This window comes from Streptomyces sp. NPDC020917 (assembly GCF_044333795.1).
In the GTDB taxonomy this organism is placed as follows: domain Bacteria; phylum Actinomycetota; class Actinomycetes; order Streptomycetales; family Streptomycetaceae; genus Actinacidiphila.
In genome coordinates this window covers 21,689-46,751 of the sequence record NZ_JBIRRR010000025.1, presented here as the reverse complement: position 1 = coordinate 46,751, position 25,063 = coordinate 21,689, and the positions used below count along the sequence as shown (strand labels likewise).

The 25,063-nt window shown below is 73.3% G+C and carries 26 protein-coding genes; 12 read left to right on the top strand and 14 right to left on the bottom strand.

The window, feature by feature from the left end; genetic code table 11:
- Position 1: 1 nt before the first annotated feature.
- The gene (locus ACH4TG_RS35890) at positions 2–1,336 is read left to right on the top strand and encodes a PP2C family protein-serine/threonine phosphatase (RefSeq protein ID WP_398246862.1); all 1,335 of its coding nucleotides are present in this window, start codon (positions 2–4) and stop codon (positions 1,334–1,336) included.
- Between the two features lie 42 nt (positions 1,337–1,378).
- On the opposite strand, the gene ACH4TG_RS35885 is transcribed toward ACH4TG_RS35890, so the two are convergent.
- From ACH4TG_RS35885 to ACH4TG_RS35875, 3 genes are all read right to left on the bottom strand, one after another.
- Complete coding sequence (locus tag ACH4TG_RS35885) at positions 1,379–1,735, bottom strand: DUF2516 family protein (RefSeq protein ID WP_398246861.1); 357 nt, start codon at positions 1,733–1,735, stop codon at positions 1,379–1,381.
- A gap of 157 nt (positions 1,736–1,892) precedes the next feature.
- Entirely contained in the window at positions 1,893–2,486 is a 594-nt protein-coding gene (locus ACH4TG_RS35880; protein ID WP_398246860.1) for a hypothetical protein, read from the bottom strand.
- Positions 2,470–2,922 carry a helix-turn-helix domain-containing protein gene (locus tag ACH4TG_RS35875; RefSeq protein WP_398246859.1) on the bottom strand — a complete coding sequence of 151 codons (453 nt, stop codon included), beginning with the start codon at positions 2,920–2,922 and terminating at the stop codon, positions 2,470–2,472. The genes ACH4TG_RS35880 and ACH4TG_RS35875 overlap by 17 nt, the downstream gene beginning before the upstream one ends.
- Before the next feature lie 121 nt (positions 2,923–3,043).
- Between ACH4TG_RS35875 and ACH4TG_RS35870 the strand changes: the two genes are divergently transcribed.
- Complete coding sequence (locus ACH4TG_RS35870) at positions 3,044–3,682, top strand: hypothetical protein (protein ID WP_398246858.1); 639 nt, start codon at positions 3,044–3,046, stop codon at positions 3,680–3,682.
- Here the strand turns inward: ACH4TG_RS35870 and ACH4TG_RS35865 are convergent.
- Positions 3,640–3,888 carry a hypothetical protein gene (locus ACH4TG_RS35865; RefSeq protein ID WP_398246857.1) on the bottom strand — a complete coding sequence of 83 codons (249 nt, stop codon included), beginning with the start codon at positions 3,886–3,888 and terminating at the stop codon, positions 3,640–3,642. The genes ACH4TG_RS35870 and ACH4TG_RS35865 overlap by 43 nt on opposite strands.
- Positions 3,872–4,123, bottom strand: a complete 252-nt coding sequence (locus tag ACH4TG_RS35860) for a DUF6400 family protein (RefSeq protein WP_398246856.1) — start codon at positions 4,121–4,123, stop codon at positions 3,872–3,874. Before ACH4TG_RS35860 ends, ACH4TG_RS35865 begins: the two co-directional genes overlap by 17 nt.
- A 232-nt stretch (positions 4,124–4,355) precedes the next feature.
- Between ACH4TG_RS35860 and ACH4TG_RS35855 the strand changes: the two genes are divergently transcribed.
- The 3 genes from ACH4TG_RS35855 to ACH4TG_RS35845 all read left to right on the top strand — a co-directional run bounded on the left by ACH4TG_RS35855 (position 4,356) and on the right by ACH4TG_RS35845 (position 7,449).
- Positions 4,356–5,012 (top strand): class I SAM-dependent DNA methyltransferase, encoded by a 657-nt coding sequence (locus tag ACH4TG_RS35855; RefSeq protein ID WP_398246855.1) that lies wholly within the window; start codon positions 4,356–4,358, stop codon positions 5,010–5,012.
- Positions 5,013–5,191: 179 nt separating this feature from the next.
- The gene (locus ACH4TG_RS35850; RefSeq protein ID WP_398246854.1) at positions 5,192–6,235 is read left to right on the top strand and encodes a S66 peptidase family protein; all 1,044 of its coding nucleotides are present in this window, start codon (positions 5,192–5,194) and stop codon (positions 6,233–6,235) included.
- Between the two features lie 122 nt (positions 6,236–6,357).
- Entirely contained in the window at positions 6,358–7,449 is a 1,092-nt protein-coding gene (locus tag ACH4TG_RS35845) for a MerR family transcriptional regulator (RefSeq protein WP_398246853.1), read from the top strand.
- Between the two features lie 116 nt (positions 7,450–7,565).
- Here the strand turns inward: ACH4TG_RS35845 and ACH4TG_RS35840 are convergent, their stop codons facing one another.
- Positions 7,566–8,465, bottom strand: coding sequence for an aldo/keto reductase (locus ACH4TG_RS35840; RefSeq protein WP_398246852.1), 900 nt, complete (start codon positions 8,463–8,465; stop codon positions 7,566–7,568).
- 82 nt (positions 8,466–8,547) lie between these two features.
- On the opposite strand from ACH4TG_RS35840, the gene ACH4TG_RS35835 reads away from it, so the two are divergent.
- The 4 genes from ACH4TG_RS35835 (at position 8,548) to ACH4TG_RS35820 (ending at position 12,555) form a co-directional block, all read left to right on the top strand.
- Positions 8,548–9,201 (top strand): M15 family metallopeptidase, encoded by a 654-nt coding sequence (locus ACH4TG_RS35835; protein ID WP_398246851.1) that lies wholly within the window; start codon positions 8,548–8,550, stop codon positions 9,199–9,201.
- Positions 9,202–9,735: 534 nt separating this feature from the next.
- Entirely contained in the window at positions 9,736–10,296 is a 561-nt protein-coding gene (locus ACH4TG_RS35830) for a dihydrofolate reductase family protein (RefSeq protein ID WP_398246850.1), read from the top strand.
- Between the two features lie 74 nt (positions 10,297–10,370).
- Complete coding sequence (locus ACH4TG_RS35825) at positions 10,371–11,129, top strand: flavin reductase family protein (RefSeq protein WP_398246849.1); 759 nt, start codon at positions 10,371–10,373, stop codon at positions 11,127–11,129.
- A gap of 136 nt (positions 11,130–11,265) precedes the next feature.
- Entirely contained in the window at positions 11,266–12,555 is a 1,290-nt protein-coding gene (locus tag ACH4TG_RS35820; protein WP_398246848.1) for a M14 family zinc carboxypeptidase, read from the top strand.
- A 650-nt stretch (positions 12,556–13,205) separates the two neighbouring features.
- Here ACH4TG_RS35820 and ACH4TG_RS35815 read toward each other — a convergent pair.
- Both ACH4TG_RS35815 and ACH4TG_RS35810 read right to left on the bottom strand, forming a co-directional pair.
- A complete protein-coding gene (locus tag ACH4TG_RS35815) occupies positions 13,206–14,324 on the bottom strand; it encodes an IS110 family transposase (protein WP_398246847.1) in 1,119 nt (372 codons plus the stop codon).
- A 424-nt stretch (positions 14,325–14,748) separates the two neighbouring features.
- Positions 14,749–15,864 carry a ThiF family adenylyltransferase gene (locus ACH4TG_RS35810; protein ID WP_398246965.1) on the bottom strand — a complete coding sequence of 372 codons (1,116 nt, stop codon included), beginning with the start codon at positions 15,862–15,864 and terminating at the stop codon, positions 14,749–14,751.
- Positions 15,865–16,303: 439 nt separating this feature from the next.
- Between ACH4TG_RS35810 and ACH4TG_RS35805 the strand changes: the two genes are divergently transcribed.
- The gene (locus tag ACH4TG_RS35805) at positions 16,304–17,623 is read left to right on the top strand and encodes a M14 family zinc carboxypeptidase (RefSeq protein WP_398246846.1); all 1,320 of its coding nucleotides are present in this window, start codon (positions 16,304–16,306) and stop codon (positions 17,621–17,623) included.
- A 105-nt stretch (positions 17,624–17,728) separates the two neighbouring features.
- Here ACH4TG_RS35805 and ACH4TG_RS35800 read toward each other — a convergent pair whose 3' ends face one another.
- Both ACH4TG_RS35800 and ACH4TG_RS35795 read right to left on the bottom strand, forming a co-directional pair.
- Positions 17,729–18,766: an aspartate-semialdehyde dehydrogenase gene (locus ACH4TG_RS35800; protein WP_398246845.1), complete on the bottom strand. Its 1,038-nt coding sequence runs from the start codon at positions 18,764–18,766 to the stop codon at positions 17,729–17,731.
- A gap of 109 nt (positions 18,767–18,875) precedes the next feature.
- On the bottom strand, positions 18,876–19,763 hold the full coding sequence (locus ACH4TG_RS35795; protein WP_398246844.1) for a dihydrodipicolinate synthase family protein: 888 nt from the start codon (positions 19,761–19,763) through the stop codon (positions 18,876–18,878).
- 84 nt (positions 19,764–19,847) lie between these two features.
- On the opposite strand from ACH4TG_RS35795, the gene ACH4TG_RS35790 reads away from it, so the two are divergent.
- The gene (locus ACH4TG_RS35790; RefSeq protein ID WP_398246843.1) at positions 19,848–20,258 is read left to right on the top strand and encodes a GNAT family N-acetyltransferase; all 411 of its coding nucleotides are present in this window, start codon (positions 19,848–19,850) and stop codon (positions 20,256–20,258) included.
- A 21-nt stretch (positions 20,259–20,279) separates the two neighbouring features.
- Here ACH4TG_RS35790 and ACH4TG_RS35785 read toward each other — a convergent pair whose 3' ends face one another.
- The 3 genes from ACH4TG_RS35785 to ACH4TG_RS35775 all read right to left on the bottom strand — a co-directional run bounded on the left by ACH4TG_RS35785 (position 20,280) and on the right by ACH4TG_RS35775 (position 23,361).
- Positions 20,280–21,041: an HAD family hydrolase gene (locus tag ACH4TG_RS35785; protein WP_398246842.1), complete on the bottom strand. Its 762-nt coding sequence runs from the start codon at positions 21,039–21,041 to the stop codon at positions 20,280–20,282.
- 49 nt (positions 21,042–21,090) lie between these two features.
- Entirely contained in the window at positions 21,091–22,263 is a 1,173-nt protein-coding gene (locus ACH4TG_RS35780; protein WP_398246841.1) for a phosphotransferase, read from the bottom strand.
- A 198-nt stretch (positions 22,264–22,461) separates the two neighbouring features.
- Positions 22,462–23,361 (bottom strand): GntR family transcriptional regulator, encoded by a 900-nt coding sequence (locus tag ACH4TG_RS35775; protein ID WP_398246840.1) that lies wholly within the window; start codon positions 23,359–23,361, stop codon positions 22,462–22,464.
- Positions 23,362–23,608: 247 nt separating this feature from the next.
- On the opposite strand from ACH4TG_RS35775, the gene ACH4TG_RS35770 reads away from it, so the two are divergent.
- Positions 23,609–23,776 carry a hypothetical protein gene (locus tag ACH4TG_RS35770; protein ID WP_398246839.1) on the top strand — a complete coding sequence of 56 codons (168 nt, stop codon included), beginning with the start codon at positions 23,609–23,611 and terminating at the stop codon, positions 23,774–23,776.
- 24 nt (positions 23,777–23,800) lie between these two features.
- On the opposite strand, the gene ACH4TG_RS35765 is transcribed toward ACH4TG_RS35770, so the two are convergent.
- A complete protein-coding gene (locus tag ACH4TG_RS35765; protein WP_398246838.1) occupies positions 23,801–25,057 on the bottom strand; it encodes a GNAT family N-acetyltransferase in 1,257 nt (418 codons plus the stop codon).
- Positions 25,058–25,063: the final 6 nt, after the last annotated feature.

Here is a 25,063-nt window from a genome sequence, read left to right as displayed (position 1 = left end):
GATGTCCGCTGCACGGCGCGACACCGAACGGCCCTCAGTCACCGGTACCGGGGCCGAGGGCCCCGCCACCATGCCCGCGCACGATCTGGCGGACCTGCCGCGCCCCGACGCGGGGCCGGAGCCGCTGGACCGGCCCGCCGGCGCGCTCACGCTGCCGCGCCAGCGCCAGGACAGCGTCCCGGGAACGACCGTGCTCACCCTCCTCGTGGTCGGCGACGACGCGACCGGCGCGTTCACCGCCCCCTACTTCCAGGAGGGCAGCGGCCCGCGGATCCGGGTCCTGCGGGCCCGCAACCTCACCGCCGCCGGCCGGCTGCTCACCGACGACGTGAACTGCATCCTGCTGGACCTGCCCGACGTCCTGGAGCGGCTGCCCGAGGTGGTGCGGATCGCGCCCGGCACCGCCGTGCTCGTGCTGAGCGACGGCGACGACGCGGACGGCAGGGCCGCCGAGGCGGTCCGCATCGGCGCCCAGGACCACCTCTCGCGCGACGCCGTCGACGCGGCCACCCTGACGCGGGCCGTGCGGTACGCCGTCGAGCGCAAGCGCGCCGACCTCGCACAGCGCCAGCTCACCGAGTCCCGACTGCTGGCGCAGGAGAACTCCCGGCTGGAGCGCGGCCTGCTGCCCACGCCGCTGCTGCAGGGCGCCACCGACCTGCGGTTCGCCGCCCGCTACCGCCCCGGGCGCAGCCGCGCGCTGCTCGGCGGCGACTTCTACGACACCGTGCGCACCCCCGACGGCACCGTGCACGCCATGATCGGCGACGTGTGCGGGCACGGCCCGGACGCGGCCGCGCTCGGCGTCGAACTGCGCATCGCCTGGCGGGCGCTGACCTTCGCCGGGCTCGGCGGCGAGGCGCTGCTGCGGACCATGCAGGACGTGCTGGTGCACGAGCGCGCGGACGAGGAGATCTTCGCGACGCTGTGCATCGTGGACATCGCGCCGGACGGCGACTCCGCGGACCTGCACCTGGCCGGGCACCCGGCGCCGCTGGTCGCGCTGGCCGGCCGGGAACCGGGACTGCTGCCGTTCGAGGAGGGCGGCCCGGCGCTGGGACTGCTGCCGGAGGCGTTCTGGCACCGGATCCGGGTGCGGCTGGCGGGCGACTGGAGCCTGATGCTCTACACCGACGGCCTGATCGAGGGCCGGATCGGCGAGGGCACGCTGCGCCTCGGCCAGGACGGCATGCTGCGCATCACCTCGCGACTGCTGGCCGCCGGGCTCGGCGGCGAGGAGCTGCTGGACGCGGTGGTCACCGAGGCGCGGGAACTCAACGGCGGCGAGCTGACGGACGACGTGGCGGTCGTGCTGCTGGAGCGGCGGGGCGCCTGACGGCGCTCACGGCACGCACGGCGCTCCCGGCAGGACCCGGCCTCAGCGGCGGCCGTTGTACGGGCCGTAGGGGCCGTCACTGCTGCTGCCACCGCCGTTGCGGCGCGGGCGGTTCCCGCGGTTGCGGCCGCCCACCTCGCGCAGCGCGGGCCGGACGTCGACCATGTAGACGATCACCGCGACCAGGCCGATGATCGGCAGGAACGACAGCACCGAGAAGAGCTTCATCACCACGGCCGCGATGCCGAGGATGATCAGCCAGAACGCCTTGGTGTTCTTGCCCGCGGCCCGGTAGGCGTCCTCGCGGTGGATCGCCGCGTCCACGAACGCGAAGAGCGCGAAGAGGAAGAGCACCAACGAGATCACGCCGAATACCGTGAAGAATCCCGTGATCAGCACGTGTCCACCGCCTTGGTCGCCGTCATGTCGGTGCGTGGGTTGCTGGGCCCACTGACACCCGCGTCCACCGTACCGGTCCTACCCGCACAACGGGCCGGGCGCGCATCGCGTGCCCGGCCCGTTGCGGAAAGGACGCGGAAGGACGTCGTGGCAGTCGTCACTTCGCGGACTTGTCGCCGGCCTTCTTGGGGGCCGCCGGCTTGCGCGGCGTGGACCGGCGGGCGGCGGCCGGCTTCGGGGCGTCCTCCTTGCCCTGCGCGGACTTCGCCTGCGCGGACCTGCCCTGCGCCGACTCCTTCTGCGGCTCCACGGCCGCGGCGATCTCCACCACGTCGTCGGCCGCCTCGCCGCGCCAGGTGGCGACCGCGCCCTTGCCGCGCTCGGCCAGCCCGTCGTACGTCTCGCGGGCCCTGACCGCGTACTCCGCGGCGCGGCCCACGCCCTGCAGCGCGATGCCCTGCATGGACTCGCCGATCCTGCGGAAGTCCCGCAGCTCCTTCATGTCCAGCTCGGCGAACGTCTCGTTCAGCCTGGCCTGGGCGTCCTTGGCCTGCGTGGTGACCCGCTCCTGCACGACCTTGGGGTCGGTGCCGCGGATCTTCTCGAACCGCTCCGGCGCCTGCTCCCTGAGCTTCTCGAACAGCGCCGGCACCTCCCGCAGCTTCTCCGCGGCGAGGTCCGCGGTGCCCGCGACCGCGTACAGCGGCGTGGGGTTGCGCAGGCTCTTCACGATGTCATCGGTGATCGTCATTACCGGTTTCCTCCCGTACGGGGACGGGCCCCGCGTGTGCTTCCGTGCCCGTGTCTGCGTCTGTGGTCTGGCCGTCCTGGGCCTCGTCGGCGGCGGCGTTCTCCTTGCGGAAGGACTCGTAGATCTGGATGAGCACCTGCTTCTGGCGCTCGTTGATCGACGGGTCCGCCATGATCGCCGCCGGCACCTCGAGCTCGTCCCGTTCGCGGGCGTCGAGCATGCCCGCCTGGACGTAGAGCGTCTCCGCGGATATCCGCAGCGCCTTGGCGAGCTGCTGCAGGATCTCCGCGCTGGGCTTGCGCAGCCCGCGCTCGATCTGGCTCAGGTACGGGTTGGACACCCCGGCCGCGTCCGCGAGCTGCCGCAGGCTCAGCTGCGCACTGCGCCGCTGCTCCCGCAGGAACTCACCGACACCGCCCACCTTGAGTGCACCCATGCGTACAGCCTGCCTCCGTCCGCTAACTTTTGCAAGCATGCTGCTTGCAACTGTGTCATCCGGGGGTGGGCGGAGGGCCGTGGCAGGATGTCCGGTCGCGGACGAGCTCCCGGGAGATCCCATGAACGACCACGGCACCCCTGGCTCGGCGGAAGGCTTCGGCGTCTTCGCCGTCGACGCCGCCTGGCCGCAATCGCGGCAGATCACCGGTCACGGCCACAACCCGGCCGCCGGCGACATCCACGTGTACCTGTGGTTCGGCCATCCGTACTTCGACCCCGAGGTCGAGCACGTCAGCGTCTTCAGCGGCTCCTCGGGCAACGCACAGGCCGGCGAGGCCCTGGAGCAGGCTTTCGAGGACGCCTTCGACCCCGACGGGGAAGCCCCGGCCGGCCTGCCGGCCTCCGAGCCCGTCACCGTCACCGCGGACGGGAGTCCCCGGGAGTTCGAGCTCTGGCGCAACAGCGGCAACGGCTACTGGGTCGCACGGGGACGCGTCGGGAGCACCGAGGTGGTCCTGTCCGGTTCCGGGATCGAACCCGGCGAGCTCAGCCTGGTCCGCGTTAGCGACCTGACCACGTTGTCCAGCCCGTTGACGATCTCCGGGTCATCGCACGGCCCCGGGGTTCTTCACCACCGGGAGATGATCTCCCGCCTCCAGGACGCGATCTCCGGACCTGCGCAGTCCGCGGGCGGAGCCCCGGCGGGGGGCGGGGCTCAGGGGCAGGAGGAAGGGCCGCTCGGGCGGGGGCCGGCCTGAGGGCGGGTGTTCAGCGACCACATGTGGGTGCACTGCGGGCACTGGAGCTGCACGACGGGACCCGCGTTGGAGATCAGGTAGCGCCAGTGGTCGGCGCAGTTGCGGCCGCCGGCGCAGCTCGCGCAGCGGCTGGCGTCGTCGCAGACGGGGCAGGGCACCCAGGCCCGGCGGGCCGGGTCCGCCTGGGGATCAATCGGAAGCCGCACGGCCCGGCTCCTCTCCCGGCAGCACCCCGGCGGCCACGAGCATGTCGTAGGTGCGCTGCTGCTCGGCGTCCAGGCCGGAGTAGAGGAGGGCGTACGCCTCCTGCTCGCCCCGGAGGGCGGCCATCGGGTCCCAGTCCGGCCCGAGCGCGGCCACGACCTCGGCTCGCCGCCTGGCCTCCTCGAAGGTCAGGTCGATCGCGAAGGGTATGAGGCCGGGTGTGTTGTCCTGGTTCATGGCGAGACTTCCCTGTGCTGGCGGATCTCCCCACATCTACCAGGAACCCCCCGCGACAGGGAAGGGTGACCTAACTTTGTGAGGCATTTCACCGTATGCCGGGCAGATCGGCGGGCGGGAGCCGGAGCCGGCCTCGGGGCCGGAGCCGCACACCGGGCCGCGCCCGCTCCGGGTGTCCGAGGGTGCCGCGCCCGGCCTCGGGTGTCCGAGGGTGCCGATAGCGTCGTCGGCCATGAGCGAAGCGACCTATCTGGATGCCACGCGTGCCGCCTACGACACCGTCGCCGTCAGCTACGAACGGATCCTGCGGGACGAACTCGACCGCAAGCCGGTCGACCGCGCCATGCTGGCCGTGTTCGCCGAACTCGCCCAAGCCGTGCCGGGCGGCCTGCGGGTCGCCGACCTGGGCTGCGGGCCCGGGCGCGTGACGGCGCACCTGCGCGGGCTGGGCGTCGACGCGTTCGGCGTCGACCTGTCCCCCGAGATGATCGCCGTCGCTCGCCGCACCCACCCGGACCTCGACTTCGCCGTGGGGTCCATGACCGCGCTGGACCTGCCGGACGACTCGCTCGCCGGCGTCCTCACCTGGTACTCCACCGTCCACACCCCGCCTGAGGTACTGCCGGCCGTCTTCGCCGAGTGCCACCGCGTGCTGGCCCCCGGCGGCCACATGCTGCTGGCCTTCAAGGCCGGCGACCAGTTGTGGCACCGCGACCAGGCGTACGGCCACCAGGTGTCGCTGGACGTGTACTGGACCGACCCGGACCGGATCGCCGCGCTGCTGGCCGGCGCCGGGCTCGTCGTCGACGCCCGGACCATCCGCGAACCCGACGAGACGGAGCGGGCGCGGCAGGGCCGCCAGGCGTTCTTCCTGGTCCGCAAGCCATGACCGTCCCGGCCCGGCGGGTTGGCGCGGGCCGGCGCGAGGCAGCGGGCTGATGCGGGTACGCGCGGCCCCACGTCGGCGCTGAGGCCCCGGCACCGGTCGTGCCCGGGCACCCCGAAAGCCCCGGCTCCCGGCCCGATATCCGGTACGGCCGCGGCGGCACGCCCGGCTACCCTCGGCGGATGATCGCTCACCGCAGTCCCGCCAAGCCGCGGCCCGGGGACCGGATCGCCGTCGTCTCGCCCGGCGCCGGGCTCCCCGGCCTGTTCCCGATGCCCTACGAGCTGGGGCTGCGGCGGCTGAAGGAGGAGTTCGGGCTGGAGGCCGTCGAGTACCCGACGACCCGGCGGATGGGGTCGAGCCCGCAGGAGCGGGCCGCCGACCTGCACGCCGCGTTCGCCGACCCGGACATCGCGGCGGTGTTCGCCAGCATCGGCGGCGACGACGAGATCACCGTGCTGCCGTACCTGGACCGCGACCTGCTGCGGGCGCACCCCAAGCCGTTCTTCGGCTACAGCGACAACACCAACCTGCTCGCCTTCCTGTGGAACCTGGGGATCACCGGCTACCACGGGGGTTCGGTGATGGTGGAGCTCGGACGGCCCGGGGCGATGCACCCGCTGACCCTGGAGTCGCTGAAGGCCGCGCTGCTCGGGTCGGGACCCTACGAGCTGACCGCCGCCGCGGAGTCCGGGGACGTCAACCGGCCCTGGCAGGACCCGGCGACGTTCGCGTCCGAACCGCGGCTGTCGCCCGCGGGCGGCTGGACCTGGCACCGGCCCGACCGGGTGGTGGAGGGCACCAGCTGGGGCGGCAACCTGGAGATCCTCGGGTGGCTGCTGATGGCCGACCGCGAGATCCGGCCGGTCGAGGAGTACCGGGGCTGCGTGCTGTTCCTGGAGACCTCCGAGGAGATGCCGTCCGCCGCCGAGGTGTACCGGACCCTGCGCAACATGGGCGAGCGCGGGCTGCTGCGGCAGTTCCCCGCGCTGCTGATGGGCCGCGCCAAGTCCTGGTCGTTCGAGCATCCGCTCGACCCCGAGGCCGGGGCGCGCTACCGCGACGAGCAGCGGGAGGCGGTGCTGCGGGCCCTTCGCGAGTACGCGCCGGAGACGATGGCCGTCTTCGACGTCGACCTCGGCCACACCGACCCGCAGCTGGTCGTCCCCTACGGCGGCACGGTGCGGGTGGACGGCCCGGCCCGGCGGATCACCGTCACGTACTGACGCCGGTCACCGCCCGTGTTGACCTTGCCCTTGGGGCAGGGCACAGCATCGGTGGGGCCGGGCGACGGGTCCGGCACGACGAGGACGGCGCAGCGGCACGAGCGCAGGAGAGGACCGCGGGCATGGGCGAGCTGATGACCATCGGCGCCTTCGCGAGGGCCTCCCGCCTGTCGCCGAAGGCGCTGCGGCTGTACGACGAGCTGGGCCTGCTCGCCCCGGCGCAGGTCGATCCGGACAGCGGCTACCGGCGGTACGCGCCCGAGCAGCTCGACCAGGCGCGGCTGGTGGCCTGGCTGCGGCGGCTCGGGATGCCGCTGGCCCGGATCCGCGAGGTGTGCGCCCTGCACGCCCGCGACGGCCGGGCCGCCGCGGCCGAACTGCGCGCCTACTGGGCGCAGGTCGAGGCCGAGACCGCCGCGCGCCGGGACCTGGCCGCCTTCCTCGTCGACCATCTGGCAGGGAAGGAATCCGCCGCCATGGCCCCGACCGCACACCCGCTGACCATCCGCTACGCCGCGCTGTCCGACACCGGACTGGTCCGCGACACCAACCAGGACGCCGCGTACGCGGGCGACCGGCTGCTCGCCGTCGCCGACGGCTTCGGCGCGGGCGGCGCGTCCGCCGCCGCGGGCGCGGTCGACGCGCTCAGACAGCTGGAGGACGACGGCCTGCCGGCCGGGAACCTGCTGAACGTCCTGGAGGACGCCGTGGGACGGGCCCGCACCGCCGTGCGCGGCGTCGCGGACGCCATGCCCGAGGAGCCGGTGGGCACCACGCTCACCGCGATGCTGTGGACCGGCTCGCAGCTCGCGCTCGTCCACATCGGCGACTCACGGGCGTATCTGCTGCGCGACGGCGAGCTGTTCCAGATCACCCACGACCACACGATGGTGCAGTCGCTCGTCGACGAGGGGCGGCTGACCGCGGAGGAGGCCGCCTCCCATCCGCAACGCTCGCTGCTGGTGAAGGCGTTGGGTGCGGGCGAGGCGTTCGAGCCGGAGCTGCGGCTGCAGGAGGCCCGGGCCGGCGACCGCTACCTGCTCTGCTCCGACGGCCTGTCGGCCGTGGTGGCCTCGAACGACGTCCACCGGGTCGTCGCGGAGGCCGCGGAGCCGGCGGCGGCCGTCCGCGAACTCGTCGCCCTCGCCCGCGAGTCCGGCGCCCCCGACAACGTCTCCTGCGTCGTCGCCCACGTGCGGCCCGCGGCGGCGTGACACCCGCGTGTGGCGGCAGGCACCGCGCAGCTGAGGCGCCCGGGCCTTCGACGCCCCGGCCGGTCGGCGCCCCGGCCCCCGAAAGTGCGGCCCGGTCGGCGCGCGTTCGCCCCCGGTCAGCCGGCCGCCTCGGCGTCGAGGGCGGCCACTTCGGCGGGCGTGAGCCGGACGGCGCCGGCGGCGACGTTCTCGACGAGGTGCGCGGGGTCGCCGGTGCCGGGGATGGCCAGCACGTGCGGACCCTGGTGCAGCGTCCAGGCGAGGCGGATCTGCGCGGGCGTCACCCCGTGGGCCCGGGCCGCCGCCAGGACGGCCGGGCCGTCCGCGCGGCCGGACGCCGCACCCGCCTCGCGCCCGTCGCCGGCGATCGCGAAGAACGGCACGAACGCGATGCCGCGCCGGCCGCACTCGGCGAGGATCTCGTCACTGCCGTCGAGCCGGCCGCCGAGCCCGAACCGGTTCTGCACGCACACCACCGGCGCGATGGCCAGCGCCTCGGCCAGCTGGTGCGGCCGCACCGTGGACACCCCCAGGTGCCGGATCAGCCCGGCCCGGCGCAGCTCGGCCAGCACCCCGAAGTGCTCGGACAGCGGCTGCGGCCCGAGCATCCGCAGGTTCACCACGTCCAGGTGGTCCCGGCCCAGCTGCCGCAGGTTCTCCTCGACCTGGCCGCGCAGCTGGTCGGGCCGGGCCAGCGGCAGCCACTCCCCCGACGGGTCGCGGCCCGGCCCGACCTTGGTGGCGATCACCAGGTCCTCCGGGTAGGGGCCGCCCAGCGCCTTGTTGACCAGCTCGTTCGCCGACCGCAGCGGCGAGAAGTAGAACGCCGCGGTGTCGATGTGGTTCACGCCCAGCTCGATGGCCCGGCGCAGCACGCCGATCGCCCGCTCCCGGTCGCTGGGGACGCCGCCGGGCCCCTCGGTGAGCCGCATCGCCCCGAAGCCCATGCGGTGCACCGTCAGGTCCCCGAGGCGCCACGTTCCGGACGCCGCCGCTGTGATCGTCTGGCTTGTCATGGGGCGAGAGTGTGACACAGCCGCGACGTGCCGGGACGAGGGACCCTCCTGCGCGGACACGTGCGTGAGCGATGATCGGACGATGGAAACGATCATCCTGATGTCGGACCCGAAGGTCGCGGCGATACCCGTGGCGGAGTGCGGGGAGCCGCTGGTCGACGTGCGACGGGACGGCGCGCTGCGGGTGGACGCCCGGCGCGACGACCCCGAGGGCGCGTTCGCGCACCTGCGCGCGGACGTGCTCGCCCGGCTGCTCGACGCCCAGGGCCGCCTGCCGGCCGGACTGCGCCTGCTGTTCGTCGAGGGCTACCGCCCGCCGGCGCTGCAGCGCACCTACTTCGAGGGCTACGCGGCGCGACTGCGCGCGGCCAACCCCGGCTGGCCCGCGGACAGGCTGCGGGATGCCGCGAGCCGCTACGTCTCCCCGCCGGAGATCGCCCCGCACAGCGCGGGCGCCGCCGTCGACCTCACCCTGGTGACCGACGACGGCCAGGAGGTGGACATGGGCACCCGCATCAACGCCGACCCCGAGGAGAGCGGCGGCGCCTGCTACACCGGCGCGCCCGGCCTCTCGGCCGGCGCCCGCGCCAACCGCGCGATCCTGTCCGCCGCCCTGACCGCGGCCGGCCTCGTCAACTACCCCACGGAGTGGTGGCACTGGTCCTACGGCGACCGCTACTGGGCCCTGTCCACGGGCGCCCCGGCGGCACTCTACGGACCGCGCGAACTCGACTGACCCCGCTTCCCGGCCGGCGCCGCCCCGCCGAACGACCCGCGGCCGCCCCCTTGAGACCCGGGGTCGCGGGCCGCGGGCGGGACCGTCCGGGTCCCTGGCCTGTGCCGTCCGCGGGCCGGGGCTGGCCGGGCCGGATCCCAGGCCCGTCGTGTCCGTAGGTCGGGCCTCGACTGGCGCCCGCTGCCCGCGCCCACCCGCCGCCGGACCCGTCCGGATCCCGAACCCGGGGCGCCCGCGGGCCGCGCCTCCCGTCCGCCCCACCCGCAGGCCGGGGCTGGGGCGGGTGGGGCCTCGTTCCGTTCGAGGGCAGGGGTGGGCGTGCGGAGCCTCGGGCTGTGCCGTCCGCGGGCCGGGGGCATCGAGCCGCGAGCCCGGCCTGTCCCGACTCCAGCTCGCGCAGGTTCCGTCCGCGCTCCTCGTCTCCGTCCACAGGCGGTGGAAAAGCCGGCGCCGGATGTCGATCCGGGACGTGCCCGATCGACGCGTGAGTGAGAGCGCCCGAGGGGGCGCGAGGAGCGGCGAGGAGCAGCCGGCATGCGCAAGATCATCTACCTGGTGCACATCTCGGTCGACGGGTTCATCTCGGGCCCCGCGGGCGAGTTCGACTGGCCCCGGATGGGACCGGAGTTGTCCGCCTACGTCGACGAACTCGACGAGGGCGTCGACACGTTCCTGTACGGGCGGGTGGTGTGGCAGATGATGGCCGCGTTCTGGCCGCACGCCGAGGACGTCGCCGACGACCCGCACGTACGGAAGTTCGCCCCCAGGTGGCGGGCGATGCGCAAGGTCGTGGTCTCCCGCACCCTGCCGCAGCCGGACGACGACGTGCGGGTGCTGCGCGGCGAGGCCATCGAGGAGGTCGCGGCGCTCAAGGCCGAGCCCGGCAGGGACATCCTGCTGACCGGCGGCACCGAGCTCGCCTCCCACCTGGCCGCGGCCGGCCTGCTCGACGAGTGGGTGATCGCCGTGCACCCGGTCGTCCTCGGCGGCGGACCGCGCCTGTTCACGCACCAGAAGGAGCGCGCCGGCCTGGACCTCGTCGACACCCGCACCCTCGACGGGCGGGTCGCCGTCCTCCGCTACGCTGCCTCCTGACGCAGCGGGTCGCACGGGGGCGCGAGGTCCGATTCCCGCCAGCTCAGCGGGCTGCCCGCGGCAAGACTGGCGGCATGACCACGGAAGACCTGACCACGAGCATCCCGACCGCGCGCCCCCTGGCCGGGGACGGCTCCGGCCACGACCCGCACAGCCGGATCGAGCCGGGCATCCTCTACTTCGGTACGCCCGTCGTCCTGCTGTCCACCCTCAACGAGGACGGCAGCCCCAACCTGGCCCCGATGTCCTCGGCGTTCTGGCTCGGCTGGCGCGGCATGCTCGGCCTCGGCGCGCGCTCGCAGACCGCCCGCAACCTGGTGCGCGAACGCGAGGTCGTGCTCAACCTGCCGGACGACTCGCTCGCCGACGCCGTCGACCGGCTCGCCCTCACCACCGGCACCGACCCCGTACCCGAAGGCAAGGCAGCCCGCGGATACCGGTACGTCGGCGACAAGTTCGGCCGGGCCGGGCTCACGCCGCTGGCGTCCGAGACGGTCGGCCCGCCGCGGGCCGCCGAGTGCCCGGTGGCCATGGAGGCGGTCGTGGAGGCGACGCACCCGCTCGCCGACGACGATCCCCGGCAGCGCGGCGGCATCACCGTGTTCGAGGTCCGCATCCAGCGGGTCCTGGTGCACGACGGCATCAGGATGGCCGGCAGCGACCGGCGCATCGACCCCGACAAGTGGCGTCCGCTGCTGATGAGTTTCCAGGAGCTGTACGGGCTCGGCAGCCGGCTGCGCCCGTCGGCGCTGGCCACCATCCCCGAGGACATGTACCGCGGCCCCGACATCGCCCGCGCCCGCACCGCGCCGGCCGCCACGGTGCGCCCTTGACACCCGCAGTCCGCCCGCAGAGTCTGAACTGTGCGCGGGGCGGCACCTCTTCATCACCGTCAGTTCCCGTGCACGACAGCTGGTTCGGGCCGGCAACCGGTTGCACGTCGAATGTGGACGCCGAGGAGGAGCCGTCATGCGCGGGCCAGACGCGTACCCGACCGTGTCAGGTGTCGCGGCGGCGGCCCGCATCCTGAGCATGCGGCACCCCGACCTGTGCCGGATGCGGCTCGCCGGGGAATCGCGCGCCGGACGGCCGCTGTGGCTGCTGTCGGTCGGGCACGGCAGGCGCCGGATCCTGGTCGTCGCAGGACCGCACCCCGACGAGCAGGCCGGCGGCGCGACCGCGCTCTGGCTGGCCGAGCAGGCCGTGCACGAGCGCCGGCGGTTCGCCGAGGCCGACGTCACCTGGGACTTCCTGCTGTGCCTCGACCCGGACGGCACCGTGCTCAACGAGAACGGGCCGGCCGGCGAACGCCCGCCCGCCGTCCACTTCCGGCACACCTTCCGGCCGCACGCGGCCGAACAGCCGGAGTGGGCCGCCTCGTTGCGCACCCCGCGCGAGGAACTCCCGGAGACCATCGCCCTCCTGGCGATCATCGACGAGCTGCGCCCGGTGCTGCAGTGCTCGCTGCACGGCACGGACGTCGGCGGCAGCTGGGTGCAGCTGACCGCCGACATCCCGGGCCTGGCCGAGCCGTTCGGCAAGTACGCCGCAGAACTCGACGTCCCCGTGCAGACCGGGACGTTCGACGCCCTGTTCTGGCAGGGCGCCGGGCCCGGCGTCTTCGTGCTGCCGCCGCGCGGCGAGCAGGAACGCTTCGGCAGCGAGCCGGAAGCCGCGGACGGCTCCACCTGGAGCCGCCCGCACCTCTACGGCGGGCTCACCGCCCTGGTGGAGGTGCCCATGTGGGCCACCCGCAAAGTCGCCGACCCGACGCCGCACCCCGACCCCGCCCACGCCGTCACCGTCCTCGGCGCCCGCCTCCGCAAGGACGGCGCGGCCGCGGCCGTCTCCCTGGAACGCGCCCTGCCCCTCCTCCAGCAGGCCGGCCCGACCGCCGGCCCGGTCATGCGGGGCATCGAGCAGGCCGTCGGGGCGTTCCCCGGCCTCGCCGACGAGTTCGAGCGCCTCGCGACGCAGTCCCCCGTCCCCCTGACCATGGCCCACATCGCGGCCCTCGACATCGCCGCCCGCCGCATCCCGCTGCGCGCCGCCGGCATGCTCCTGCGCCTCCTGGACGAGGCCCGCCTCGACGAGGACCCCAGCAGCGAACCCGCCCGCCTGCGCTCCCGCCTCGAACGCCGCATCGACGCCGGCGCCCGCGACCTCATCACCACCACCGACGCCCGCTGGGTCCCCATCCCCGACCAGATCGAACTCCAAGCCCGCACGGTCCTGGCGGCTGTGGGGTTGGTGATGTGAGGGGGCGGGCTCGTGGGGGGGGTGGGGGTAGCTCGAAAGGTGAACGGATCAGCTGAACGTGATCGGTGCGGGTAGCTCGCAGGGTGAACGGATCAGCTGAACGTGATCGGTGGACGTAGTCCGCAGAGTGAACGTCCTGGCCCCTTTTTTGCCGGCCTCTCGCCGCCGGGCCCTTAGACCCGGTGTCTGCCGGTCGATCGTGCTCGGCCCGCTCGTTCCTCACGGGCCTGCGCGCGTTCTCCCTCTAGACACCGGCGGGCCCTTTGGCTCGATGCCTACACCGGCGTACCCGGGAGCATTGGTGCGGGCCTATGGGGCACCCCAGACAACTGATATGGAGGGCTTGTTCGTCAAGTGGGCGTGCTGAAGTGGCTCGATGTGTGGTCATCGCGCCTGTTCAGGGATGTGTGGGGCCGGCGGGAGGCGGTGCGTGGGAGGCGTGTCGGCTCGACGCGCGGTCAGACTGATATCCGCGGGTTGGTTACCGCATGACCGAATGTTCGTCGGGAGCGTTCCGCGGATCTAGGGTCGAGCGTGGCCGCGCTGGTTGCCCGGTGTGGCTGCTCATAGCTGTATCGCGGGTCGCTCCTCGCGCTGCCTGGACACGCACCGGCCCTCCCGCCGGCGGCTTTGTGGGGTTCAGGTCGGGGTCAGTGGTTGTTGTCCATCACGGCCAGGCTCCAGCACCAGCCGGCCAGTTCGCGTGCGACGGCCACCGCGGTCACGGTGGGCCGTTTACCGCGCGCGTCCAGACGTGCCCATCTCTGGTGCAGCCTGCGGTTACCGCGCTCGGCTCGGTCCCGAACCGCTGGCGGCTGTCCGTCGCGGCGGCGGATCAGCTCGCGGCTGAGTCGGTAGGGCTTGCGATGGTGCCAGGCCGACTCCACCAGCAGGCGGCGGGCGTGGCTGTTACCGGTCTTGGTGATCGGTCCTTGGGCCCGGCGGCCGCCGCTGGAGTACTCGGCCGGGACCAGGCCGAGGTAGGCGCCAATGCTCGATCCGGTGAACCGGTGCCAGTCCGCGACTTCCACGCTCAGTCCGAACGCGGTCAGCGTGCCGACCCCGCGCAGGCAGCCCAGCCGGGCCACCACCGGGGCGAACGGCTCTGCCGCGGCCATCTCCTCGATCGCCCGATCCAGCCGCGCCCGGCGTGCCCGCACGTTCAGGACAGCATCGAAGGCCTCGTCGAAGGCCAGCCGCACCCCGACCCGCTCAAAAGACAGCGACCGCAGCCAGCTCTCGTGCTCCGCCGTCCATGCGGATCCCTCCCAGAGCAAGCCCTGGCGCAGCAACAGCTTCGACAGCCGGTGCCGGGCCCGCATCAGGTCTCCCCGGGCGTCTTCACGCGCGCGCACCAGGTCCCGGGCGGCTTCCTCGGCCTCGGTGGGCACCCGCACCGCGGGTAGCTCTCCGATCCGCAGCAGCCGTGCGAGGCGTTCGGCGTCCCGGCGATCGGTCTTGACCCGGTCTCCCGGCGGTCGTTCGATCTTCGACGGTGCCACCACCACGCACCGAACACCCGCCCCCGATAACGCCCTGGCCAGCCCGAACCCGGTCGGCCCGGCCTCATAGGTCACCGCCACCGGGCCGTCCAGCGACAACACCCATGCCAGCACGGCATCGGTCTTCGGCGACAGCCGCAACGACCGGACCTCCCCCGACACGGCGTCAATCGCACACGCAACGATCGACCGCGCGTGAACGTCCAGCCCGACACACGTACGCTCGAACAGCACCGGCGCCTCCCGTAATTGCGGCTCTACCGTCACACCCCAATGTGACGGCAACCCGCGCCAACTTACGAGCGAGGCGCCGGCCCTCCATACGGTCTAGTCCAGGGTCACCCAGACAGCGAACCCAGCGAACATCCGAAGCGTCCTGCCTCACCCGTTTTTGTAGCGCCCGAGCCGAAGGGCCCGCCGGTGTCTAGAGGGAGAACGCGCGCAGTGAGCGCAGCGAGCGAGCACGATCGACCGGCAGACACCGGGTCTAAGGGCCCGGAGGCGAGGGCGCGGCAATAAGGGGCCAGGACGTCCACTCTGCGGACTACGGCAACCGATCACCTTCAGCCGAATCGTCCACCCGACGAGCTACCCGCACCGATCACGCCCAGCCGATCCGTCCACCCTGCGAGCTACCCCCACCCCCCACACCCACCCACTCCGTCCACCCTCCAACGCCACCCCCATCGCCCTACCCCTCCCCCTCCCCGTAAGTGCCGCCGCATGCCTCGCAGTTCGGGCGGCGGGGGTGGCGTTGGAGGACGGGGTCCTGGAGGGCCATGAGGTTGATGCCGTAGCGGAAGCCCGGGCGCATCGGGGGGACGCCGGTGAGGAGGGCGAGGGCGGCGTGGGCGACGAGGGTGCCGGAGAGGCCGGCGGTGACGGCGTTGGCGGGGTTCCACGGCATGCGGGGGGACGCCGCCTCCTCGTCCTCGCCGGGCCGGAGCCGCAGATCGCGGCGTTCGGCCTCGCCGGCGCGCTGGCATTCCCAGCAGGGGCCGTCGCCGGGGACGTGGACGCCCGCGGTTACCAGGGGGCCGCGGTAGCCTCCCTCGACCCAGGGGGTGCCGAGCGCGAGGCAGACCCGGTTGGCCCAGCGGCGGATGTCGGCGGGGCGGTCCGCGCCGAGGACCAGCAGGTCGTAGGGGGCGGGGCCGCCGGTGAGGAGGTCGGCGAGGTCGTCGGGGCCGCGGACCTCGCGCCGTTCCCCGGTCACCGTGACGTCGGAGTTGAGGGCGCGCAGCGCGGCCAGTGCGGCTTCCGTCTTGGGCCGCCCGATGTCCGTCTCGCGGTAGAGCAACTGACGGTTGAGATTGGACAGTTCGACCACGTCGGGGTCGACCGCGTGGAGCTGTCCGACGCCGGAGGCGACCAGGATCTGTGCGGCGGCGCCGCCCGTTCCGCCGACGCCGAGGACCAGGACGCGGGCCCGGTTCAGGCGCAGTTGGGCGCTCCAGGGGCTGGCCCGCGGGCTGAGGTCCATCCAGCGCAGCAGCGCGGCCCCGCGGGCGTGCCGGACCAGGTCCCGGGGTGACAGGCCGGCGGGTAAGGGCGCGTCGGCGTCCTCGACGAAACCGGCCTCGCGCAGGTCGGCCATCGCCGACCAGACGTCGCCGAGCGGCACCGCCGGATGGCGAAGCGTCACTCCTTCGGCGACCTGCTCCGCGGTGCGTGTGCCGTCCATCATCTGGGTGAGCGTCCAGACCCAGCCGTCGGGGTCCTGGACCTCCGCGCCGATCCCGTAGATGACACTGCCGATCCGCACGTTGCCGTCGACCGTGCGGTACGGGCGGTGCTCCGGTTTGATCCGCGGCCGACTCAGTTCCCCCGCCCTCGTCCGCGCTTCCCCGTATCCGTCCGGAAGTACCGTCACCCGGCTCCCCCTTGCCTCGCGACCACGCCGGCCTTCCTGCCGCGCCCTCGCCTCCGGGTGTTCCGCCCCGCTGTCGCGCGCCGAGCGTGCCCGGCCCCCTGGTGCCCCGGGGCCGCGCGTTCTCCTCGTCGACAGCGGCGCCCCCTTCGGCTCGGTCGCTACCTGCGGCACAACCCCGGTGGCAGTAGCGCCCCTTGACACTGTCGCCGGGCCGCCGCAGCCTTGGCAAGGCGTGGGGGACAACCCGGGGTGATACAACGACTACCCTGCGCGCCACCCGACTTGTACAGAGAGGAGATCTCGTGGCAACCACGATCGTCATCCGCCCACTGGACAAGAAGGAGACCACCGGCGACAGCAACTCCAACGGCACGTGACGTCGGCGATGGCCGACGCCTATCCCAGCGTCGCGGGGGTCGCTGCGGCGGCCTCCGCGTTCGCGCGGTTCCACCCGCGGCTCTGCACGCTGCGGCAGGTGGGGAAGTCGCGCGAAGGACGCCCGCTGCACCTGCTGTCCGCGGGGCGCGGGCGGCGCAACGTCCTGGTGGTGGCGGCGCCCCACTCCGACGAGCGGATCGGCCCGGCGACCGCGCTGCGGCTGGCCGAACGGGTCGCGGTGGACCCGGACCTGCACGCGCGGGCCGACGCGTCCTGGCACTTCCTGCTCTGCCTGGACCCGGACGGCACCGTGCGCAGCGAGGAGGGCCCGGCGGTACGCCGCACGCCCGCCTCCCACTTCCGGCACTCGTACCGGCCGCCGCCGGACGAACAGCCCGAGTGGGCACCGTCGGTGCGGCCCGCGGGTGACCAACTACCGGAGTCACAGGCGCTGTTCGACGTGATCGACGAGCTGCGGCCGTTCCTGCAGTGCTCGTTGCACGGCAACGACCTCGGCGGCTCGTGGATCCAGCTGACCCGCGACATCCCGGGTCTGGCCGAGCCGCTCGGGAAGCTGTCCGCCGAGCGGGACGTGCCGGTGCAGACGGGCACGTACGACGCGCTGTACTGGACGGTGTCGGGGCCCGGCGTCTACGTGATGCCGGAGCCGGGCCGCCCGATGCAGTTCCCGAGCCTGCCCGAGGACGTCACCCGGTCCACCTGGGTGCGGCCGCACCGGTACGGCGGGATGACCGCGCTGTTCGAGGTGCCGATGTGGGCCAGCCGCCGGGTCGCCGACACCGCGCCGCACCCGGACCCGGGGCGCGCGCTGGCCGCCCTGGCCGGGCTGCTGCGCCGCCAGTCGGACCGCACCCGCGCACTGCTGGACGACGTCGGGGCGCTGCTGCCGTCCGCGGGAGCGGGGTCCTGCGGACCGTACGAGCCCGGGTCCGGGCCGTGGCCGGAGACGCTGCTGCGCCTGGCCTCCGGGCTGGTGGACATCTGCCCGCAGGTCGCCGACGACTGGGAGGCCCTGCACCCGGCGCCGGTCCCGCTGACCCTGGCGCACGTCACCGCGCTGGACATCGCGGCCCGCCGGATCTCGCTGCGTGCGACCGGCACCCTGCTCCGGCTGCTCGCCGGGCTGCCGGGCGAGGGCCCGGCCAGGACGCGCGCGGAGTGCGAGCGGCTGCTGCTGCGCTGGGCGGACGAGCTGGCGGTCGGCCACGACCTGGCGTGGGTGCCGGTGCCGGAGCAGGTGGAGCTCCAGACGGAGTGCGTGCTGGCCGCCTTCCGGCTGCTGGCCGCCGGCTGAGCGCGGCCCCGCCCGTGCGGGTGGGGCCGCGCCCGGCCGGTCCGCGTGCGCCCCGGCCGGTCGTGTGCGACGCCGGTTCGGACCCTGGACCGTCTGCGGGAGGGCTCAGGCCCGCGCGGCCGTGAGCTCGGCGGCCACCAGCTCCGCGATCTGCACCGCGTTGAGCGCCGCGCCCTTGCGGAGGTTGTCGTTGGACAGGAAGAGGGCCAGGCCGTTGTCCACCGTCTCGTCGACGCGGATCCGGCCGACGTAGGACGGGTCGTTGCCGGCGGCCTGCAGCGGGGTGGGGATCTCCGAGAGCTCCACGCCGGGCGCGTCGGCCAGCAGCTCGTAGGCCCGCTCGACGCTGATCGGCCGCGCGAACCGGGCGTTGACCTGCAGCGAGTGCCCGGAGAAGACCGGGACGCGGACGCAGGTGCCGGACACCTTGAGGTCCGGGATCTCCAGGATCTTGCGGGACTCGTTGCGGAGCTTCTGCTCCTCGTCGGTCTCGAAGCTGCCGTCGTCGACCAGGTTCCCGGCCAGCGGGACCACGTTGTAGGCGATGGGGCGCTGGTAGACGGACGGCTCGGGGAACGCGACGGCCGCGCCGTCGAAGGTGAGGCGGTCGGCGCTCCCGGTGACCTCGGACGCCTGGCCGTGCAGCTCGGCGACGCCGGCCAGCCCGGACCCGGACACCGCCTGGTACGTGGTGGCCACCAGGGCGATCAGCCCGGCCTCCTCGTGCAGCGGGCGCAGCACCGGCATCGCGGCCATGGTGGTGCAGTTCGGGTTGGCGATGATGCCCTTGGGGCGGTCGGCGAGGGCGTGCGGGTTCACCTCGGAGACGATCAGCGGCACGTCCGGGTCGCGGCGCCACGCGGAGGAGTTGTCGATCACCACCGCGCCCTGGCCCGCCACCTTCTCGGCGAGGTCCCGGGAGGTGCCGCCGCCGGCGGAGAAGATCACGATGTCCAGGCCGGTGTAGTCCGCGGTGGCGGCGTCCTCGACGACGACCTCGCCGTCCGCCCACGGCAGCGTCTTCCCGGCCGACCTGGCGGACGCGAACAGCCGCAGCTGCGTCACCGGGAACTTCCGCTCGGCCAGCACGCTGCGCACGACCCCGCCGACCTGTCCGGTCGCTCCGACGATTCCGATCCTCATGCGGTCTCTCTCCGATCTGGTGGTGCGCTCCCGGCGGCGCTGGTCCCGGCCCGGGCCGACGCCGCCGCTTCGAGTATCCCCCGGCCCGGGAGGAGGGCGATGCGGGATTTCACGTGCCGAGACGTGGCCCGGTCGCGAGCGGCTCCAGGGCGGCGAGCAGGTCCAGCGCGGCGTCCCGGCTGCCGGGCCCCGCGGGCAGCAGCGGCAGCCGCACGTCCGGGGTCGGGATCCGGCCGTGGGCGTGCAGCGCGGCCTTGATCACGGTCGGGTTCGGCTCGCGGAAGAGCGCGGCGCTCAGGGCCGCCAGCCGGTGGCCGAGCGCCCGGTCGCCGGTCGCGGCCAGTTCCGCCCAGCGGGCGGTGGCCAGGTGCGCGGAGGCGGCGATGGCGCCGTCGGCGCCCAGCGCCAGCAGGGCGGGGGCGAACTGGTCGTCCCCGGCGAGCAGCTCGAAGCCCGCGGCCGGCCGGTCGCCGAGCAGCGCGACGATCTCCGCGTCGACCGCGCCGGTGGCGTACTTCATGCCGGTGACGCCCGGGATCGCGGCCAGCTCGCGCAGCGCGGCCAGGCTCAGCGGCTGCCCGGTGCGCAGCACCACGTGGTAGGCGATCAGCGGCACCGGCGCGGCGGCGGCCAGCGCGCGGAAGTGGGCGATCACGCCCTGTTCGCCCGGACGGGTGAACGACGGGACGGTCACCAGGGCGGCGTCCGGCCGTACCGGCAGGTCGGCGAGGGCGGCCAGCTCGCGGGCCGTGGTGCGGGTGGCGCCGCCGGCGACGCCGACGGTGAAGCGGGCGCCGCGCTCCCGGCAGACCCGGCCGACGACCGCGGTGACCGCGCGGCGCTCGTCGCCGTCCAGGGCCGCCGCCTCGGCGGTCGTCCCCAGGGCGACGAGCCCGGTCGCGCCGTCGTCGAGCACCTGGTGCGCGAGCCCTTCCAGGGCCGCGGTGTCCACCTGCCCGGCGGACCCGAACGGGGTGATCAGCGGTACGTGGATCATGTCTGCGAGTGTCACCCGGCCCCTCGCGGAAGGTCCAGTGAAATGTCGTGCATGGCACTCTTAAGCAGCTCTACTCTTCGGTCCATGTACGAGATATCCGCGGACCCGGCCCGCCTCGACGTCCCCCGCATCCACCAGTGGCTGTCCACCGACGCCTACTGGGCGCGCGGCCGCACCCTCGCCAAGCAGGAGGCGGCGATGGCCGGCTCCCTCAACTTCGGTGCGTACCACGCGGAGTCGGGCGAGCAGCACGGCTACGCCCGGGTGATCACCGACCAGGCGACGTTCGCCTGGCTCTGCGACGTCTACGTCGCCCGCGAGGCCCGCGGCCACGGCCTCGGCACCGCGCTGGTGGCCGCCGCCCGCGACCACCTCTCCCCCTTCGGCCTGCGCCGCATCCTCCTGGCCACCGACGACGCCCACGGCGTCTACGCCAAGATCGGCTTCGAGCCCCTCAGCAACCCGGAGAAGTGGATGTCCCTGGGCCTGCAGTGACCGCACGACCACCGAGCCTGTTCAGGATCCCGGGCCCGGCGGCGGCCCGGGAAGAGCGGTGACGTTCAGCGCGGCCGTGATCAGCGGGCCCATCCCGATCACGCCGTGCGGTGCCGGCGCCCCTTCCCGCAGCCGCCGGGACCGCTCCTCGTTACGCGCGTAGCCGAGAAACGGTATGCCCGCCGCGTCGGCCGCCATGGCGTCCATGACCGAGTCGCCGATCATCAGGCACCGGTCCCGCGCGGCACCGAGCTCCCGCACGGCCCGGTCCAGGCAGTCGGGATGGGGCTTCATCCACCGCGGGTCGTCGGTGCGCCGGCCGAATATCCGGGGCCCGAAGAGGTCCTTCAAGCGGTGCGCGTTCAGGTAGTTGTCCACGGCCTCCGGCGCGTTGTTCGTGGTGATGGCGAGCAGACGCCCGCTCCGGTGCATCAGCTCCGCGAACTTCGCCGCGCCAAGCGTCGGTTCGGCCTTGGACGCGGCTTCGATCTCCTCTTCGGCCATCCGCCGTTCAAGGAGGGGGAACACGCTGAGAAGGTCTGCGGATCTCAGTATCCGGTGCGGGTCTGTGGCCTCCGACCACTCGACCGCCTGAGCGGGCAGCCCCAGATCGACCAGAAGATCGCACAGCGTGACGGCGATGTCCCGTGCCGGGTGCCTGGCGAAGAGCCGGCACAACGGACCGTCGAAGTCCCAGAGCAGGCAGGTTGCCCTGTTCAGGAGAACCTCCGGCGAGAGGTCGCCCCACGTCGCGTCGCCCGACTGGTTGTACTGAGAAGTCACTTGACGAGTGTCACGGGCCGGACCGTCGAAGACCAGAGCGCGGCTTCGGCTAACGGCGCCCGGTCCGCTGGAGGAACGCCTGCAGCGCGAGTTCGACGGCCGGCAGCGGCAGGGTCTTGTCCAGCTCCAGATGAGGCCGCGCCGCCTCGAGCGCCCTGCCCACCACGACAGCGGCGGCACGGAGCCGCTCGGGGGCGCCGGCCAGGCGCGCGGGGCCGGCAGCGGGCCCGGCCACCGAAGAACCGGCAGCGATCCCCACCGCCGGAGCCTCCACCTCCGATCCGTCGGCGGCCGTCAGACGGGCGGTGGCCCTCAGCACGTCGGTGCACAGCGACTGGACGCGCTTGTAGGCGCGGTAGTGCGGCAGGTCGTCCCGGGCGCCCGCAGCGGCGTCCGGACCCACCGCGCGCTCCCAGCACGCGATGACCTCCGCCTCCTGGTCCGCGGGATAGCCCATGAGGTGCAGATGGGTGGCGAGGTCGTACAACGGGTCGCCGACCAGGGCCAGTTCCCAGTCGATGGTCCACAGCGCGCCCGCACGATCGACCACGAAGTTCTTCCGGTGCAGGTCGCCGTGGAGCAACTTGCGCGGCCGGTCGGTCAACTCGGGTCGGCGTCCGGCGAATTCCCCCAGCTTCTCCGGGGGTACGCCCAGGTCCGTCAGCAGGTCGTCCATGTCCTGCCGCTGCTGGTCGTACGCGTGGCTGAAGGTGAAGTGCAGGAGCCGGCTCAGGAACTGGCTGGACCCTCCGTGCTCGGGATACGCCGCGAGGTTGCAGTCCGCGCACCCCGCGACCACGGGACTGCCGTACTCCACGAAGCGATCGGCGTCGACGGAGGCGAGCGCCGCGAACAGCTCCTCGATCTGCCGGAGGAACCTCTCCGCGACGCGGCCGGCACGCCCGCCGCGCACCCTGTCCAAGGTGGCGCCCTCGATGAACTGGATGAGGGCGATGAGCACCGGTGGCGGTCCGGCCTGCACCTGCTCGTCGCAGACCCGCGGGACGCGGCGGACCACATCCCCGAAAGGCTCGCGCAGCAACCGCAGCACCACGTCCTCGGACGGGAACCACCGCATGTCGTACCAGAGCACTCCGTCCCGCGGCTCCCGCAGCTTGAGCCACCGGAACTCCTTGGCGAGCGCCGAGGAGGTGTCGACCCGGACGGCGAAGGTCCGGTGGTGGTTGCCCTTGAGCGGGCCCTCCACCCGATCCGCTCCCACAACGCCCACCTGCGCCTGTTGGGAGGTCCCCCGCATGGTCGCCCTCGCGGTCAAGGTCGCTCTCTTACCCTTCTTGGGCCGACGTCACACCCGAAAGGGCCCACGATAAGGCGCACCACCGCCGTTGCCAGCCCTTTGTCAGCTTCCGGCACGGGGTTGTAACCCGGACAGGTGAGGCGCTGGAGGATGGCTGGAGGATCAGCCGAACGGTTGCAGCGGCTGGGCGATGGTGGTCCACAGAGAGTCGAACCACTCCTGGCTCTCCTCGACGAAGCGCGAGCCGTGGCTGCCGGTGTCGTCCGGATCGGCGCGGTACGGGAACAGCACCGCCCCGACCCCGAGGACGTCGAAGATCTCCCCCTCGTGCTCCCGGTAGCTGATGTCTCGCCTGACCACGCGGTAGAAGCCCGAGAGCGCGGATCGTCCGTTGAGGATGTACAGCTTGTGGAGCGGGGTGACCGGAACCACGCTCAACTGCACCGACTGGACGATCTCCGCCCGCACGTCCGTCACCCGGCGGAAGGCGCTGGTGAGCGAGACGACTTGGGCCCCCAACAGCTCACGCAGCCGCGCCAGCGGCCACTCCTCCTCGCCGTCGACCAAGCGGGGAATCCCCAGAATGGCATCCGACGTGGGTAGCAGGAGCCGCAACCGGATCGACTTCGGGTTCAACTCGCGGGCTATGACCCGGTTCAAGGGCGCGGCAAGGGCACTGCTGAGGGTCTCGGCGGAGAGCGAGTACGCGTCGATGGTGACGTCCTCGGCCTCGAATGCCTCGGCGACGAAGCGGTCCAGGATCTGGAAAGTGGGCCCGGGCATTCCCTGGGGGGGCGGCGGCGGGGTGCTCGCGGCCTTCCAGTCCAGCACCTCCGCCGCGCGTCCGCGCTGGTTGTCGAGGTAGCCGGCCCTGCGGAGTTCGGTCAGGGCGCGCTGGACGGTGGGACGGGAGACGTTGAAGCGCTGCTCCAACTCCGCCTGCGGAGGGAGGCGTTCACCCACGCGGAAGACGCCGTCGTGGATCTCACCGCGCAGCACGTCCGCGATGTGCAGGTACGGCGGTCGATGAGCGCCCGTGACTTCCTGCTCTTCCTCGTTCACGTCACTACGCTACCAACTTCCCCTCATCCAGGACTGCTTGCTTGACCTGAGTTTACCGATCTCAGGCAACCGGGCACACCCTTGAATGAGAGAACTCATTCAACTAGCCTACGGAACCGGCAAGTTGAATGATCCAACCTCAACTCGGGGGTCGCAACTTCCCGTCCAAGGACGTACGGGGACGCACCGCACCACCCGCCTTCAGCACGAAGCCACGAAGCAGGGCGTCACGAAGGAGGGACCGGTCATGCTCGTTCTCAGCTTGTGTGCCTACGCGTGCGAACAACTTGTCCAGTGGCGGTACGGCGCGGCCGGAATGGTCGCGGTCGGGCTCGTCACCTGGGGGCACAAGTCCCGCAACACCACCTGCACGGCCATCGGACTCACCGCACTGGCGCTGCTGCTGGCGCAGTGAGTCCGCGGACGACACGGCGGCAGGTCAGAAGACCTCCGGGCACCAGGGCCTGCGCGCCGTACGGAACAAGGTGTCGGCCGAACGGACCGCGCCCGGGCGGTGTTCGGTCACCCGGCCCAGTGCGGCCAGTCGGGACGCCGACTCGTCGCCGAGGTAGAGGCATCCCAGGTCCGCGACATCGAGGACGAGGTCGGCCGCGTCCGCGGGGGAGGCGGCCGTGCACCGGCCGGCACCGGTCGCGTCGGTCTCCAGGACGAAGCGGCCGCCGGCCAGCCCGGCGCCGTCCCGCACCTCCAGCACCAGGCGGGCGGGGGCCCCGCCGTAGGTGCGCGCCGACAGCGCGACGGGGACGTCGAGCATCCGCAGCCACATGAAGTCCGCGTGCGTCTCGGTCTGCGCGGCGCGCGGGTCGCCCAGCAGCAGCGGCAGCACGTCGTCCGGGGCGCGGTGACCGGTGTTGATCATCGTCACCCAGTCCAGCGACAGCAGGAAGCGCCACAGCGCCTGCTCGGCGGCCGGTGTGGCGGCGATCAGCTGCAGCACCTGGGCGTCGACCCGGGGCAGCTTGCCCGGCCAGGGGTGGTCGGTGGTCCGGTACGCGACGAGGCCCTGGACCTCGCCGTGCTCGTCGCGGTGCAGCGCGACGAACGGCTCGGTCCACGGCTGGGAGGGGAACTGGATCTCGCCGGTGACGACGTCCCACCAGCGGGCGTCGCGGCTGATGGCGCCCGGCGTCAGGGCGCGCACCCGCTCGTGCAGGGCGGGCCCGGCCTTGCGGACCTCCGCGATGTCGGCGAGGTCGACCCGGCCGCCGTCCGTCGGCCCGGCGTAACGGCCGTCCATCGCGGCCCGCGGGACGTTCACCTCCCAGTCCACCACCCAGGTGGCCGGGCCGAATCCGAACCGCCCGTAGATCGGGTACTCCGCGGCGACCAGGATGGCCACCGCCTCGCCGCGCTCCTTCGCGTCGGCCAGGTCGGCCGCCATCATCCGGCTGGCCAGGCCGCGTCGGCGGTGGGTCGCCGTGACGGCGACGTTGGTGATCGCCGAGGCGGCGACGAACGCCCCGCCCGGCACGGTCAGTTCACGCGGCATGCTGCGGAAGGTCGCGACGCAGCGGCCCTGGTCGAAGGCGCCGCGGGTGCGCGCGAGATCGAAGCCGGGACGGCGTGCCGCCACTTCCTCGTCCGTCACGGACGGCGCCCGGTGGAACCCCGTCCCCAGGGCGCGCACCCAGGCGGCCACGTCGGATTCGTCCAGCGTGCGGGTCTCAAGGGTCATGCCCGC

Bases quoted from the DNA above. Each gene is read 5' to 3' on its own strand.
- ACH4TG_RS35890 (WP_398246862.1), top strand. From the start codon at position 2: ATGTCCGCTGCACGGCGCGACACCGAACGGCCCTCAGTCACCGGTACC.
- ACH4TG_RS35880 (WP_398246860.1), bottom strand. From the start codon at position 2,486: ATGACGATCACCGATGACATCGTGAAGAGCCTGCGCAACCCCACGCCG.
- ACH4TG_RS35875 (WP_398246859.1), bottom strand. From the start codon at position 2,922: ATGGGTGCACTCAAGGTGGGCGGTGTCGGTGAGTTCCTGCGGGAGCAG.
- ACH4TG_RS35870 (WP_398246858.1), top strand. From the start codon at position 3,044: ATGAACGACCACGGCACCCCTGGCTCGGCGGAAGGCTTCGGCGTCTTC.
- ACH4TG_RS35860 (WP_398246856.1), bottom strand. From the start codon at position 4,123: ATGAACCAGGACAACACACCCGGCCTCATACCCTTCGCGATCGACCTG.
- ACH4TG_RS35855 (WP_398246855.1), top strand. From the start codon at position 4,356: ATGAGCGAAGCGACCTATCTGGATGCCACGCGTGCCGCCTACGACACC.
- ACH4TG_RS35850 (WP_398246854.1), top strand. From the start codon at position 5,192: ATGATCGCTCACCGCAGTCCCGCCAAGCCGCGGCCCGGGGACCGGATC.
- ACH4TG_RS35845 (WP_398246853.1), top strand. From the start codon at position 6,358: ATGGGCGAGCTGATGACCATCGGCGCCTTCGCGAGGGCCTCCCGCCTG.
- ACH4TG_RS35840 (WP_398246852.1), bottom strand. From the start codon at position 8,465: ATGACAAGCCAGACGATCACAGCGGCGGCGTCCGGAACGTGGCGCCTC.
- ACH4TG_RS35835 (WP_398246851.1), top strand. From the start codon at position 8,548: ATGGAAACGATCATCCTGATGTCGGACCCGAAGGTCGCGGCGATACCC.
- ACH4TG_RS35830 (WP_398246850.1), top strand. From the start codon at position 9,736: ATGCGCAAGATCATCTACCTGGTGCACATCTCGGTCGACGGGTTCATC.
- ACH4TG_RS35825 (WP_398246849.1), top strand. From the start codon at position 10,371: ATGACCACGGAAGACCTGACCACGAGCATCCCGACCGCGCGCCCCCTG.
- ACH4TG_RS35820 (WP_398246848.1), top strand. From the start codon at position 11,266: ATGCGCGGGCCAGACGCGTACCCGACCGTGTCAGGTGTCGCGGCGGCG.
- ACH4TG_RS35800 (WP_398246845.1), bottom strand. From the start codon at position 18,766: ATGAGGATCGGAATCGTCGGAGCGACCGGACAGGTCGGCGGGGTCGTG.
- ACH4TG_RS35795 (WP_398246844.1), bottom strand. From the start codon at position 19,763: ATGATCCACGTACCGCTGATCACCCCGTTCGGGTCCGCCGGGCAGGTG.
- ACH4TG_RS35790 (WP_398246843.1), top strand. From the start codon at position 19,848: ATGTACGAGATATCCGCGGACCCGGCCCGCCTCGACGTCCCCCGCATC.
- ACH4TG_RS35770 (WP_398246839.1), top strand. From the start codon at position 23,609: ATGCTCGTTCTCAGCTTGTGTGCCTACGCGTGCGAACAACTTGTCCAG.
- ACH4TG_RS35765 (WP_398246838.1), bottom strand. From the start codon at position 25,057: ATGACCCTTGAGACCCGCACGCTGGACGAATCCGACGTGGCCGCCTGG.